General features: G+C 41.7%; 11 protein-coding genes and 1 pseudogene. 3 read left to right on the top strand and 9 right to left on the bottom strand.

The window, feature by feature from the left end:
* The first annotated feature begins 574 nt into the window (after positions 1 to 574).
* Both rsgA and CA600_RS22390 read left to right on the top strand, forming a co-directional pair.
* Positions 575 to 1,648: a ribosome small subunit-dependent GTPase A gene (rsgA, locus tag CA600_RS22395; RefSeq protein ID WP_094873043.1), complete on the top strand. Its 1,074-nt coding sequence runs from the start codon at positions 575 to 577 to the stop codon at positions 1,646 to 1,648.
* Positions 1,645 to 2,661 carry an aminoglycoside phosphotransferase family protein gene (locus CA600_RS22390; protein WP_094873041.1) on the top strand — a complete coding sequence of 339 codons (1,017 nt, stop codon included), beginning with the start codon at positions 1,645 to 1,647 and terminating at the stop codon, positions 2,659 to 2,661. Before rsgA ends, CA600_RS22390 begins: the two co-directional genes overlap by 4 nt.
* Before the next feature lie 679 nt (positions 2,662 to 3,340).
* On the opposite strand, the gene CA600_RS22380 is transcribed toward CA600_RS22390, so the two are convergent.
* The 6 genes from CA600_RS22380 to CA600_RS22355 form a co-directional block, all read right to left on the bottom strand.
* Entirely contained in the window at positions 3,341 to 4,141 is an 801-nt protein-coding gene (locus CA600_RS22380) for an aminoglycoside 6-adenylyltransferase (protein ID WP_094873038.1), read from the bottom strand.
* Between the two features lie 71 nt (positions 4,142 to 4,212).
* Positions 4,213 to 5,070, bottom strand: coding sequence for a GNAT family N-acetyltransferase (locus CA600_RS22375; RefSeq protein ID WP_094873036.1), 858 nt, complete (start codon positions 5,068 to 5,070; stop codon positions 4,213 to 4,215).
* A gap of 124 nt (positions 5,071 to 5,194) precedes the next feature.
* Positions 5,195 to 5,590 carry a phosphotransferase-like protein gene (locus tag CA600_RS22370; protein WP_094873035.1) on the bottom strand — a complete coding sequence of 132 codons (396 nt, stop codon included), beginning with the start codon at positions 5,588 to 5,590 and terminating at the stop codon, positions 5,195 to 5,197.
* 232 nt (positions 5,591 to 5,822) lie between these two features.
* Positions 5,823 to 6,272, bottom strand: coding sequence for a DUF1569 domain-containing protein (locus tag CA600_RS22365; protein ID WP_094873033.1), 450 nt, complete (start codon positions 6,270 to 6,272; stop codon positions 5,823 to 5,825).
* Positions 6,273 to 6,521: 249 nt separating this feature from the next.
* Complete coding sequence (locus tag CA600_RS22360; RefSeq protein WP_094873032.1) at positions 6,522 to 6,977, bottom strand: GNAT family N-acetyltransferase; 456 nt, start codon at positions 6,975 to 6,977, stop codon at positions 6,522 to 6,524.
* Between the two features lie 238 nt (positions 6,978 to 7,215).
* The gene (locus tag CA600_RS22355; RefSeq protein WP_179281704.1) at positions 7,216 to 7,713 is read right to left on the bottom strand and encodes a hypothetical protein; all 498 of its coding nucleotides are present in this window, start codon (positions 7,711 to 7,713) and stop codon (positions 7,216 to 7,218) included.
* 327 nt (positions 7,714 to 8,040) lie between these two features.
* Between CA600_RS22355 and CA600_RS22350 the strand changes: the two genes are divergently transcribed.
* On the top strand, positions 8,041 to 8,364 hold the full coding sequence (locus CA600_RS22350) for a DUF3238 domain-containing protein (protein ID WP_094873029.1): 324 nt from the start codon (positions 8,041 to 8,043) through the stop codon (positions 8,362 to 8,364).
* An 85-nt stretch (positions 8,365 to 8,449) separates the two neighbouring features.
* On the opposite strand, the pseudogene CA600_RS22345 reads toward CA600_RS22350, so the two are convergent.
* From CA600_RS22345 to CA600_RS22335, 3 genes and pseudogenes are all read right to left on the bottom strand, one after another.
* A pseudogene (locus CA600_RS22345) lies at positions 8,450 to 8,823 on the bottom strand (peptide-methionine (S)-S-oxide reductase).
* A 249-nt stretch (positions 8,824 to 9,072) separates the two neighbouring features.
* Positions 9,073 to 9,429, bottom strand: coding sequence for an NIPSNAP family protein (locus CA600_RS22340; protein WP_094873028.1), 357 nt, complete (start codon positions 9,427 to 9,429; stop codon positions 9,073 to 9,075).
* Positions 9,430 to 9,678: 249 nt separating this feature from the next.
* Positions 9,679 to 14,934 carry an InlB B-repeat-containing protein gene (locus CA600_RS22335; protein ID WP_179281703.1) on the bottom strand — a complete coding sequence of 1,752 codons (5,256 nt, stop codon included), beginning with the start codon at positions 14,932 to 14,934 and terminating at the stop codon, positions 9,679 to 9,681.
* Positions 14,935 to 15,028: the final 94 nt, after the last annotated feature.

The following is a 15,028-nucleotide window of genomic DNA, read 5'->3' as shown; positions in this document are numbered from 1 at the left end:
CATGACTTAAGTTCATTTTACTGGTAATCTCGACAAGCTATTAGCTGGTATAGCTGAATGATGAATTATTAGTATTCAATGAGTATCTTGTCGATTTCTGCAATTTCGCTGATCTTTGATATACCATCGCCCTTTCCTTCAAACAGCTTGAGGAAGCGTTCACACTGACTATTAATGTTCGCGGGTTCTTGATGAACGGCAGACTCGATGAAGCAGGCCGACAAACTGGGCTGTAAGGCATTGATTTTTTTTCCATAATAGGTTATTTTATAGAAAGCTTAGCGATAAGCAAGTTCCTGACACGAAGGGAGATGTGTTTTAATGGCAACTACTTATATGGTGGTTTGGTCTTAAAACTGAATAGTAGGCATACGCGGAAAAAGCGGGGAAACGCCCCCTATTATTTGGTATGCCATCCGAAGTAACCTTTCGTGAATATTGCTGTTTGCAGGATACGATGAAGGTCGTGTCTTTTTTGCGTCCTGATGCCGCGTGACAGCAGCTTCTTTAGAGGCTGCTTGTCCGTGGCATTTTTGCGTCCAAAAACAACATTAAAGGAGCTAACAAAAAAACTATGATGAATCTGAAAACCTATGGCTATACAGAAATAGAAGCAATTCCCGACGGATTATTGCCCGGCAGGGTGACAGAGCTTCGGCGCGAGCGCTTCACACTCATGACCGAGCGCGGCGAAGTAACGGCGGTGCTCAAAGGAGCATTCTATCGCAACGTGGAAACACGCGTAGATTTTCCGTGCGTCGGTGATTTCGTCTTGCTGCACTACAACGAGAGCGGAGATTCGCTCATCGTTACTGTACTGCCCCGCCGTTCCAAGTTCTCACGCGCAGATTACTCAGGGCATGCCGTAGGTTACGCCAAAACCGTACGGGAACAGGTCGTTGCAACCAACTTTGACTATGTGTTCATTCTTTCTTCTCTGAATTCGGATTTCAAGGTTACCCGCATCATGCGGTACCTGACACAAGTCAGGCAGAGCGGCAGTCAGCCAGTCGTCATTCTGACCAAGGCTGATCTCGTTGAAGATTATAATCTCCCGCTCGCAGAAGTTACACAAAGTATCCCTGATGTGCCAGTCCATGCGATCAGTAGTCATACCGGCCTGGGGCTGAACGAACTCGCTAACTACTTGATGCCTGGTAAAACAGTCGTCTTTCTCGGCATGTCCGGCGTCGGTAAATCGTCTCTGCTTAATGCATTGATAGAACAGGACGTAATGAGAGTTCAGGAGATCCGGGAGGTTGATAGCCGGGGGCGGCATACGACAACGCACCGTCAGCTATTCATGCTCCCCTCCGGTACGATGGTCATCGATACGCCGGGAATGCGTGAGCTCGGGCTTTTTGATGCCGGCGAAGGCATACGCGCAAGCTTTACCGATGTGGAGGAATGGTTCCCGCAATGCCGGTTCGCAGATTGCCGCCATCAGAGCGAGCCGGGCTGTGCCGTTCTCGCAGCGCTTGCCGACGGCTCATTGCCGCTTGAACGGTGGGAGTATTATGTTGCCCAGCAGCATGAGCACAAGTATGTCCAGGATAAAACAAGCTACCTCATCGACAAGAGGGCTCGAAATAAAACGATAGCTATGTCAAGCAAGCAAACGAAGAAAAATGGAGGATGGAAAAAATGAATATTAAATTTGAAACGCTGATCTATGCCTTAAGCCAACAGTTCAAGAAGGATATTATCTCGGCTGACTTCCAAACCATGTCGTTACAGGGTGGAACTGTAGGAAATGTGCACCTGGTAAACGGGATCGCCGAAACAGCGGATGGTGAAAAAATGCCGTACCATATCGTGCTGAAAATTCAAAAGAAATGGGAACGTTACAACGATCCGAATTCCTGGCGCCGGGAATATGATCTCTATATGTCTGACTTGGGAACGACGTTCTCGGATACCTTCCGCTGGCCAACATGTTACCATGCGGAGATGAATGCCGAAGAAAATGAATTTCAGCTGTGGGTGGAATATATCGATGGCGTAACCGGTTTAGACTTAACCGGTGACATGTATGAACAGGCTGCGCTGGAGTTAGGCCGTTATCAAGGCAAGCTGTATGCGGAGAAGCCCGCTGTGCTGCAGAGCCTGACAAACCTGAGCCATGCGGATCTCATGAAGAATACGTATTTGCATTACCGGTCGTGGCCAGTCGTCTACGATTATATACGCTCGGAGGACTGTGAATTCCCGCAGCACATGCGGCAAGTGCTCATCGACATCGATGAGCACGCAGATGAGATACTCGCCCGCATCGAGCAGTTGCCCCTAGTGCTATGCCACCGGGACTTCTGGGTGACCAACCTGATCTATGCCGACGGGAAAATCGCGCTCATCGACTGGGATACATGCGGATGGGGCTACCTGGGTGAGGATCTCGCAAGCTTGATTGCGGATGAAGCGGATATCGAACACATGGTCGAATACTACCAACGATGTATCCCTGCGTATTACAAAGGTTTTTCGGAGTATGCAGATGCATCCCCTATCGCCGATAATTGCGTCTTCGAAATGATCCTTCTCATATTCGGGTACAGGCTTGTAGAGTGGTATCTCCACACAGAGGACGATGACGAGAAAACAAAGTGTCTTCATACACTCCAAAAAATCCATGAAATGAAGACCAGCCCTACGCAGGGTTGACTCTAAAAAAAGAACTCCGAAACCCCTTATATATAATGGGTTTTCGGAGTTTCTTTCATTACTCTCATTCGGTGAATCGACAATGGAAAAACAGTCTCTTTCCATCCGCTATTAAGATGTAAAAGCCCCCAATCTGCTGCATGGCTTTTAGACAAGATGACACCTTCCTGCCACCAAGCTATAAATTTAGAAGCTAATAGGAGCCAGTCGACGGAATGTAGACTATTCCCCTTGCCAAACTTCCGCATGCACTTGGCATATTCCTAAAAAAACTAATGAACTCTTCCTTCGAGTACGATGGAATATTGTCTAGATGGGACTCACCATACAACAAGATACACTGCTCCTTGATCGTGTACAGGGTGAACAGGTCTAATTGATTTTCCGTCCAGACGGATTCGCGCTTTGTTCCCACCATAAGCCACTGCCCTTTTCACCATTCAACATATTAATCGTAAGAAAGGCACCTTCAAGCATATCGGTATAGAGGTTGGGGATTTGTCTATCGACGGATCTTCTAAGAAGGGATGATCTATAATTAGATCTTTGTTTGTTTAAAAGTTCGATGTGTATGGCCGAAACTATAATACTACATAAATGCAATCCTATAGCTATCAGTATAATACTAGCGTTTCCGTACTTATATATCTGCGATCACTCACAATAGCCCATGAAATGCTTATGGGTTGGTATCCGCTAAACTTTCGCCTTCTTTAGATTGTAATAGCATGACATGAGCCTCTGCTAAGGCATTACGAAACAACTTGTCTGTCAATTCGATGCGATCCACTATATCTTCTACGGTTTTTACACCATATAGCTTTTCCAAGGTTAGTACCACTTCGACAGGAAAATCCCGAGATGCATGAACCAAGAAGCTGTCAGCTTGGAATGGTGTATAGATTATCCGAAGTACATCTACAAGTGGATTCACAACATACTTATGATAGTAAATCAACGACTCTAGAAAAAGCCCGCGTTTTGTATATTTAACAGCTCGGTTCCTTTGACTGTAAATACCCTGAGCATGTAACAATTGTGATTGAAGTTGTGAATGGTGAGTCGTATGATCAACGTTTTGATACTTCACGATACCTGTCTTATCTATCAATATAACTGGTACGACGGTTTTGTCTTCGTTAATGAATAAAACAGGGACACTCTCACTTTGGATCGTCACGTCAACTAAGAGACTATCTGCTGACTCCTGTAGGTGGTAAACCTTGTAGCGGTTATTTGTGGGTCGACCGGTTTCTTCATAAGCAATATCTACTTCTCCTAATTGACGCATGCAGGCATCCAATCGGGTGAATGCAGCATCTATGTAGCCTTCTTTCGCATAGCACACCAAATCGATATCAGAATACTCGTCCAAAGTTTTAGTACCATCTGAACCCTCTAGCCAAATAGCTAAAATATATTCTTCAATTCCAAGGTCTGATACAATTGCGTTTAGAATGGTCTCACGGTTAATCGTCATAGCTAAACCTCCCCTGTATTTTCATCTAATAATAGTTTTATCACGGGTTCACTTCTGTCATTTTGGAAAGTTTAATAATTGAATCTTTTCAAATAATCACTAATTATACTCTGATCCTGATGCCACCATAACATTGGAAAATCATATTTTTTTGCAAACCCTAACTTTTTCGCTAGCTGTATCGATCGTTCATTGCCAGCGTCACAATTATAATTCGGCACTAGATTATGGTTCAGGCAATGTTCGATAAATGCTACACTCGTGAGTGTTGCTAGCCCTTTATTCTGGTATTCATCCACGGTTACGATATCGATATCTGCATACCCTCCACCTACAAAATAAGAATTACAAACACTTGCAAAATCATCATTCACCATAAGACAGTAACCAAATCCTCGATCCGCAAATTGTTGTGCCGAACTCCATAGCGAATCATAAGAAGCGTCCATTTCATTTTTGTATTTATCGAATAGCGCCTTGTCCATCTGTTTCATAACAAATTGTTCTTGCAATGCGTTAGGTTTTTTTAGATGTTGGAATTTGGATAGATCGAATGTAAAAGAAGAACGGTGCAATAATACAGTCTTTCCCGCTAAACATTCGCTAATTTGAAACAGTAGTTCCGGTGTTGAAGCATAAAGATCGTAGTATTTTGAATGATTTTGATCATTCCGCAAAAATTCAACTACATCACTCATGAAGCATTCATTGTCGCCCCTCTTAACCAAAAGATATTGTCCATATGAATTGATAATAAGACTGCAGGTAGGATTTTCGTTATGATCAACGAACACTTTTCCAGATTGATTTCGCTCAATTACGGAATATGCAAACACAGGTTCATATGCTAGATTTTTCAACAGTGGCAGAACGTGAGCGTAGTTTTCTTTAGATAATTCTATCATTTCATCTCTCCCTTCAAATTTCATCTTTAAATAAGCTCCTTGTTAAATTAACCTGAACACAGTTGAACAAATAAAAACGGCTGCCGAAGCAACCGCTATCATACTAACCTTCCCCGTTACCGGAATGTGTCACCTCGGGCATAGTAATTCAAACTTCATCTTCAAATATACTTTTTAAAATCAAATCTGCGCATTCTTCGGAAGTGTTTAAATGTGTGTTGACTTTACAATTATACCGGATATCTTTTGCCATGATTTTGTGTTGCCATTCAGACTGGTCCTCGGTTCTATTTTCTCGTGCAATATTTCTTTGACGGCAAATGTCTAAAGGGCAAAACACATCAACAATGTATAATGGGTACCCGGAAAATATATTGTTCACTTTTTCATAATGTGGTTTCAACTCAGCTCTATCTACCATAATGCCATCAATAAGCACATTTTTACCAAGGTCAGAAAATAATTTGGCTGTATGATACATCATGATAATTGCTTCACTTAAATACTTCCAATAATCTTCACGAAGATAACGTTCACCTATCATTTAACTGTAAATCATCCTGTTAATACCCCTTATCAATTCAATTAGTTCCATTTTAATATTCAAACTTCAAATATGGAAATAAAAAACAACTATAATTGAACTATACTACCGTTAGTGAACAAATAAAAAACGGCTGCCGAAGCAACCGCTATTCCTCTATCGAGTCCTGTTAGCACAACGAAACAGAGTTACTGCACTAAACTGAACAATTATTATTCATTTCAAAAAAATACTAAGCACCAAATTGTCTTAAATGATGGTCTAGATGTTTATAAATCCCTTTACCCCATTGCTCAGGAGTGAACTTTCCAAAAAAAGGATGAGGATGGGACGAACATTTCTCTGGACCGTTACTTTGGAAAGTTAAAATCTTTTGTTTCAGTTTTTCTTTTTCTGTCATAAAGTCTCTTTCATCTACAATAAGTATGGTCGGAATTGTTGACATATTGTGTGGTACCGGCTTGTCATTATAGAAAATAGAATTCACAAACCTTCCTATTAGCCTTCCTAGCCAATATCTAGGGGGAAAGGAATTTCCTAATGCGATGTCTTGAAATGCTGAGCAGTGAGCCAACATTTGAGCAACGTTCATTGTTCCCCATTGTGGTTTTGAATTTGGACTCAAATTCTCGATACGGTTCAGTATTTCCGCTGTATGCAATTCATTATATATATTTTTCATAGGCACGCTCCATTAAATTTAATCCTTCATAATCTAGAATCTTCTAGCTTGTCTATTATATTCATGATTGCATCCGCATAACTCGACAATATGCTGTCAATCTAATACTTACCATTTTCCATCAATCTATCCTTTGCTCACTATCCTGCCCATTACTTGAACAAATAATAAACCGCTATTCTACTAATGTGTTCCTATACACAATAAGAAAGGACCAAAGAATGGTCCTTTTGAAATACTATCCATCTTTCACTCGGTTATATTTTTAATAACTGCCATTTCCTTACCGAACCTGTCACCATTATCAATAAATCCCAAACTCGAGTATAAATTATGTGCTCCCAAATTTTCAGGATGATAACCAACAACAATTTTTTTTGAATTCGATAATTTAACCATCTCTGAGATCATTAACTTAGTTGCAGCTTTACCTATACCCTTGCCTTGGAATTTCTTATCCACCATTATTCTATAAACCCAATAACCATCAAGTTCTTCTTGAACAGAATTGTACATTAAAAAACCAACCACTATGTCTTTAAAATAAATAGCGTATGGCTTTAAAGTAGGCTCAAACTTTGACTGAGCTATTGATATGGCATTAGGTTCCATGTATTCTTTTTGTTCTGTTGATACCTCTAATTTACAACAGTCGTACCAGTTTTCTGCATTTAATTCTACGATTTTTACATTTTCTTTAACCATAATTTTCCCCTTTCAAAATTCGGGGAAACACTAAACAACTTTGTTAATTAGTTGTTATCCCCTTGAAGTCATTAATAATATAAATTCTTTTATCTTTCATAATGAACGCCTCCTCTAACAACTATTGCCTAAAATTATATCAATGAATTTTAGACTTTTTAATTATACCATTTTCTCTATTAAATTCCTTCTTAAAATAAATTGTGCATTCTTCAACTATCGTATCCCGTTAGTTCAATCAATTTCTACTTTCTTCTTCAAACTCCTTGATTAACTCTTGAGACCTTTTCATTGCTTCTTGCCTATCATTTGCTGGTGCTGTAATCATATGTCCGTTTGATGGGGACCACTGGTCATTATCATCCATAACTTTAATTGTAAATCCAGAAAATTCATCATCAGTATATACCCAACCGTAAGTGAAAATATTAGGCTCTATTCTACCTTTATCATCTATGATTCGAAAACCGGAGAAAATGGTTGTGAAATTATGACCATCGTAATGCAATTTTAATTCTGTTCTATCTTTAGGAATTTGAGGAACCTTACTTCCTTCAAAATTAATAACGCCTGTAAAGGTTTTTTTGCCATTTATATGATTTTGCAATTTCCCATCAAGATGTACTTTTATGCGCTCGATTATGCCTTCCGTCCCTAGTTGATAATAAACACCATTTACTGTCTCTGAGTACCGCTTAGGTGTGAAGTACCCAATAGAAAAGATACTTACGAACATTGAAATCATCATAAGTAAAATAGCAATTTTCCGCTTCTTTACACACCTCCTTTATCTCCCCAGTATCTTCCTTTAATAAACGTAATCCTACTAACTAAGTTGCACTATCCTGCTCTTTAGCTTAATGCCGTTCCCAATCTAGTTCTATATAAACGACTAAGAGCGTTGAGTGCTTTGCTTAAAAATTAAATTTTCTCGGTTGTATTCTAACCCTTTAAAACTCTTATTTTAGTGAAGGCAAGAATAGAAGGTTTGATTAGGGGTACTCAGATCTTCTCATTTTACCCCCTTGCCTAATAATTTATTTTAGAAAAGGAGTTTATTAATATGGCAGTTAACTTTAACATTCGATTGGTAACATTTATCCCTCATGACAAAGTAGATTCTCCAGTACAGTATGGTTTACCCGCCTACGTTGTATCATTTAAAGGAGATAATCGAGGTTTTGACAAGAATACTGCAAACACCGAAAACTTTCGTACCGCACAGCAGATAAATGTACAATTTACGAATACTGGTGGAAGCTGGACCTCCTTTAAGAATATCGGAACAACTACTGCATATCACTTTAATAATACGACTTTAACCACAACGACTCACACTGCAAAAGCTTCTGATGCAGGTTTGACTGTCACGCGAACTTTGAACTAAGCTGCCCGTTAGTTGAACAAATAAAAAAACGCTGCCGAAGCAATCGCTATTCCACTAACGTGTCTCGTTAGCTTAATATTCTCCCTTACTTATACCTACTTAATATTTCTTCTGGAATATGACAATAATCATTCGGCTAAGAAACGCCTTCGCCTCTTTTAAGTGTTCAAGCTTTTCACTATATACTCCTGTTCTATATTTCTCGCCAACGTCCTGTCCTTGTTTATTCAAACTGTATGGATCAATGATTTCAAATAAATACCCCATTAATTCCCTGATCGTTACAACTGTCGGATCAAATCCTGTTTTTACAGATTCGGCGTACCCATCATAATCACCCTCAAGTGTATGACTTGTTCCATTAGCTCTTCCTGCTTCTGTAAACTTAACTCCAGGTAAAGTTTTTATAAAAGCTTGTACTTCCCATAAACATCCACCTGCAAAATATACTACTTCCATATTGATTCTCCTCTTCGTTTAAAAAACAAAAAATTCATTCCAACTAAATAGGAAGAAAAAACTGTAGTTACTAAGTCTACTACACATTAAAATAATGACAAATTTTCTTATTCCACATTATGTACCGATTGATGAACACAAATTAAACAACACTGTTTAACTAACCTGCCCGTTAGTTGAACAAATAAAAAACGGCTGCCGAAGCAACCGCTATTCCACTAACGTTTCCCGTTAGCTCAACGTAATTCATTATGTAAGAATAGTTTTTTCTCTCGGTACTGTCGTTTCTATAAATTCCTCTTTTATCTTGTCCTTTATAAATCTCCTTATGTTCTCACGCCCGATTTTATCGAACCAAGCCTGCACTCGCTTTACGTGTTCTTCATCACTTTTCACTAGTGATTCAATCTTCTCATAATCTTCGTAACTGTCATATTCCCAAATAGCAAATACCTCCACCACACCGTCTATTTCCTTGGTTGACCATCTGCCAACTAATCTTGAACCATATTTTAACTGTGCAGGTAAGAGTGTTTGATTAAAATGTTCATTAAAATCATGTACTATCTGAGGGTCAATTTTGTATGTCTTTCTACGATAAATCACGCATCCATCATCTCCAATAATCAAGTATTATTAAGCTTCTATTATAATAATAGCAATCCATAAATTCCATCTTTTTCCGTTATCCTGCCCGTTAGCGTAATGGGACGTTACCAGTCTAATACTTTATTATCTTTTGACAATAACATCTATAGTGCGAATTCAAAAGGCACCCTAAACGGGTGCCCTTCAATAATCCTTATCACTGTTTCATTTCGATCTGCTTGTAAAAATGACCGAAACTCGCCAAAACTATAGTCCGATCTGACCGCCCGGAAATCCAAACCTTGCGTTATAGCTCGCGTCGTGTGCCGGCATGGTTGCTCCTTCTGGCGTCTCCAACGACGGCGTATCATTTTCCAACGGGTCCCAAGTTATTAGTACAAAGCCTGGGGGATAAAAGTCTGAAGGTGTTACATCAGCAGGCGGTACGATCGTTGCCCCATACTTGACTTGAGCTGTCGAATAGTTAGTACTCGTCACTGAATCAATGAATGATAACGTGTAGCTGTTACGTGTGTAATATAGCTTAAGGGTGAGCGTTCCGTCAGCGGTTACCGTACCCGAGGTAACGTTGTTAGGATTGCTGCTGTCATAGGTAAAGCCGGTATAATCCTTCGGAGTTGCCGTAGCTGCTGATCCAATTCCACCGCTGCCGGCAACGGCTTCCACTTCTGTGTAGCCGTCATCGTCCAGATTCTGCTGATAATACAATACCTGATAGCCCGTGGCCTGCCAAACGGCCGTGAAGGTCAGATCGTTACCGGGCATTGTACTTGGAACGGACTGTGACCAACCTTCAAACGTATAGCCTGGCTTTGTCACCGTAGGCGGAATTATCGGCGACCCATATGCAAGCTGTGATACCGTGCCGCCCACGCCTCCATTGGCATCGAATGTCAGGTTAAACAAATAAGGAACGAAGTACAACTTGATACGAAGATCCAGGGTTGGGTCTACGTAAATCGATAAAGGCGAAGGTACCGTTGTTGTGAGTTTCGAGTAGGGTGACATCCATCTCGCATCCATTGTCCCTATATCTCTACTATCGAATCCTAAAAATGCAGTTCCATACTTGGTTTTTGCCTCCATTAGCTGGAAATTAGAACCTGTGGTATCGCCAAGATAATACTCCACTGTAATAGGCACATGTGAATCTAAGCTATATTTCCCTTTATAAGTCGTGTCGATAGCCGGCATCGTAGGCGCAACAACATTGGCTGACGCAGGAACGTTCTCGCTCAGATTCGTGTCGCGCCAAGAAGTAAACACATAGCCCGGCATGTTCACGATAGGTGCGGTAATAGGGGCACCAAACTTAAGCGAAGATGTGATTGGCGTTCTGCCATGGCCTGGATCAAAGGTCAGATTGTACACATTGCGAGCGTAATAATACTTTACGACAGTGCTCCCGTCGCCTTTAACCGCAGTGAACTGTTCGGCAGGTGTAGCAAAACCTGCATAGGCAGGGGGCCGCGCGGTTGCAGGCCAATCTGTTGTGCCCTTATAGGTGAATTCGCCGCTAAGCGTGTAGGAATCATTGGAGACATTTTGCAAGTAAACTTCCACCTTATAAGGGGTGTCCGTCTTCGGAGTCCATCTTGCAACCCACATGCTGTCGTAAGACGGCATTCTACCCGGTAGGACAGTTGGCCCAGCATCGGAATCATTCTTATACCAATTATCGAATTTATATCCTTTTCTTGTAGGAACGGGCTCTACCGGAATCGGATCATTGTACTTCCCGCTAATTGTCTTTAATAGCGTAAGCTTTCCATCATTCGTTTCATGCGAGTACAAGTAGAGACTATAACTATCCTTGAGATCGTCCCAGTGTAATGGAATCGTACGCGCAATCGGAGCAGAACCGAAAGTTAAAGGTGCCCTTCTCCAAGTGATCGTCATGGTGGCATCCATGCCAGTCGGATCGTAATTATAGTTCTGTAAGAGCACTTGGTTGGTCTTAGCATCGTATATGAAATTTTTGTTGGATATGCTTACCGTGAAATCCTTGGATCTGTCATAAGATTGTTCCGTAACCTCGCCTGTCTGCAGATCCATCGTGCTCATATCAAAGATGCTATACGGTAAAATGGCCGATTTTGTTGACTGACCGTGCAGATTAACTCTAGGCGCATCACCCTGTGAATAGGCAAAATCAAGAATGTTCTGCCGGGAACCTACCGTATAGAGTGGCCATTCATCCTCATACAGGGTTGGCTCGTACGAGAAGGTACCCTTAAACAGCTGTGCCTTGAATTTGACTTCCGTGTACACGCCGAATTCCAGATCTATGGCTCCGGCATAATGGGAGGTCTTGCCCTGAGAAGATAGATAGGTCAGCTGGTAATAGAAGTAGCCCCACAACTTCGCGTAAGCGCCAACGTCCGCTTGCACACCTACGCTATTCGCCTCAGTAGAGAATAGACCTACTGCCAACTCCAGCCGAAGACCTGCCCGTAAGCCCAAAGTGCCCATGATGTAGAATGTAAATTGATACTTCTCATCTAGCAGACTTACGGTCTTGTTCGTCGCTTCTCTAGCAAAAAGTTTCACATTGAATATATATCTCTTCCCATTCTCATAACTGAACGTACTACCGATAGAGAGATTCGCATTTGCGCTTACAACAAAATCCCCTTTAAACTCTACTTGAATGACACCCATCAAAAGACGCATTTTGATATCAACAAGATTTACATCAAAGAGGTCAACCCAGTCCGTCTCGTTACTCAGCATATTCTGATATAAGGCCGGCAATGAGCTGTCTAATGAATCTACGCCACTGAGAGTTTCATCCAAAGCATCCTTTGCGTCCATTAGAGCTTTTATTTGTTTGGCGATGTTCTGTACTTTGCTTTTATCATTCCAATTCCATTCTTCATCCTTCTCAAATGTGCCGATTTCAGCGTCGAAATTAATCGCTGTATAGGTATAGGCATCTACGGTTGGGGAAACCTCGTATTCTCTCAAATAAGGGATGAACCCCAGAAATAGTCCCCAATCGGTATTGGCATCGGCAGAAAGCGAAACTCGTACTTCTTGCTCGAAGGTGCCGGTCAAATGAATCACAATGTTGCGCTGGCCGCCTGCATCAACTACAATATCGCAACTCACTTGAAGAGAAGCGCTTAAACCGGACATATCAACAAAATGTTGCAGTTCTGTACCTATATCGGCTTTAACACTCACATTTTCTACTTGCACTCTATTTCCGTTCAACCGCATAACATTGTGATCGGAGACAGATGAGCCATTGGCATACGTAATAGAGTAATTTTTCATATCGAATTCGCTATCTAGTTCTTTGAAGCTATCCGTATCGATTGCCAAAGCTGCTAAATACTGCGTAGCTTTATTCACAAATCCGCTTTCCAGAGCTTGCTCCTCGATTTGAGCTTCCATATCCGCTACATCGGTGTTCTGCAGCAACTGATTTCCTTCTATATTTTGCTGTGTATAGTAATCCATCGAAGCCGTTATTTGCTCTAGCGTTACATCTGTATAAGTAATGACTTCGTTAGTTCCCGAAGAACTGACTCCGGTAATTTGAGCATAGCCGGCAAGCTGGGACGAAGCATCACCGAATACACCTGTGTAGAAGGCGATGAAGTCACCTGCTTGTACAACGGTGCTTGCAGTAAGACCCAATTGTGCATATTTGCTGTCGCTATAGTTCATCGTATTCTCGCTTACCGTGATGGAGTGATTGCTTAAATCCCCATCCATATCTGCTGTATCGCTGACCGGCAAGACGTCTGGCGTAAAGAGAACTTTTTTGGCGTCTGCCGTTTCGTATGTATATGTGCTGCCGTCGATCGCCCGAATCGTTACATAAACCACTTCACCGTCATCGTCGACGCTTGTTGCCAGATTACGCTGATTCGGTGCAACTCCGTTATAAATAGCAACGGTATTGCCGACTTGTATTTTCTGTTTCCCATTATATTGGAATGTACACTCTGTAGCGTTACCCACCGATTGAACGGCTCCGTCATCGCCGGTATTCAAGTCTATAACAGGAATCGCACCAGGGGTAACAGCCTTACCATTCTGGGTCATATTCGTGACTTCCGAAGAAGGAATATAAATCAAGTCAGGATTCAGAGTCACATGCTGTACTTCTTGTTTAGCAATGGTAAATACGTATGTTCTAGTGGATTTATCTTGGCCTGTAAAAGAAAGATTGGCGTTATTCAGCTTGAGCTGATAGGTGCTGCCTTCTTCAAATGCACCACCATTTGCACCTACTGTAAATTCGCCATTGGAGCCCTTTACTCGAATACCCACATGAGTTGCAAAATCAGGATGAGTTAGCGCTTCAAAGGTCATTTCAGCTTTAACTCTATCTGCTGTCATGCTTCCTGTACCATCGATTACTTCAATCGTAAAGCTTTTGTCCTGATCCAACATGGTTACACTAGGAATAGTTTGAGTTTCGAATGGTTCTTCATATCTTGCGTATAACGTCATATTTCTGTTGACGATAGCATCTGTATATACTGGCTCCGACAAAGCGCTATCTTTATACCAGCCAACGAAAATAGAGCCTGACTTCATTGGATCCGGAAGATTATTCAGCGTCGCTCCTTGCTTGAGAGAAAGGCTGTTAATGGCCGAACCGCCGTTTGTTTCAAAAGTAATAATATATGGACCTGCGTTCGTGTCGCCTGGGTTAGCGCCATTACCGCTGCCAGAGTCGGGTGTTGATGTTGATGTTGATGTTGATGTTGATGTTGATGGTGTTGATGTTGGTGTTGGTGTTGATGGTGTTGGTGTTGGAACTACTCGATTCTGGGTAGTCCATGTCTTCACAACTTCATTGTTTCGCATGAAGAAAACAGCCGCTTCCGCGCGAGATGCATTTGACTTTGGATTGGAATTACCGCTTGCATCTCCATGAAGCAAGCCTGCCCGCCAAAGCTTTACGACCGCATCCACCGCCCAAGGCGAAATATCGGCTGTGTCGTTAGGTTTAGAGGTCAGGCTGGCGTTCGTCTGATAAGGTATTTTATAGCTTTCAAAATACCTCAAAGTCAGCGTTGCCATCTGTTCTCTTGATATAGCAGCGTTCGGCGAAAAATTATGGTCACCTATACCGCTTGTAATGCCTTTTTCAATTGCCCATTGCACATAAGGTGCATACCAAGTGCCTGCTTGTACATCTGAGAAGGAGGAAATTGAATATTGGCTGATGTCCACTCCTGCCATTCGCCCAAGTGCAGTTACATACATGGCACGAGTCATTGTGCCTTTGGGCGAGAAGCTGTCATTATCCGTACCGCCGAATATTCCGTTTTGTTTCACATACGTCACAGCATTATAGAACCAGTCCGTCGTTTTAACATCTTGAAATGAATTTATCGGAGCACTCGATGAGTTTAGAGATCCTTGCTCTTGTACTGCTGCAGGTGCGTCAGTACTCCGTTCAGCGGCCGCGAACCCTGGTGATACTAAAGATACGAGCATACAAATCAAAAGCGATAAATTTATAATACGTTTATACAAGCGTGTTTCCCCTCCCGCAATTTGTCTAAACTTTCCGCAGAATAATGTCGATTTCTGCTTCACCATATCACAGTCAGTCTAAACAAATCCTAAA

Source organism: Paenibacillus sp. VTT E-133280 (assembly GCF_002264385.1).
Lineage (GTDB): Bacteria > Bacillota > Bacilli > Paenibacillales > Paenibacillaceae > Paenibacillus_AQ > Paenibacillus_AQ nitricinens.
This window is presented reverse-complemented; position numbering and strand designations above follow the sequence as displayed.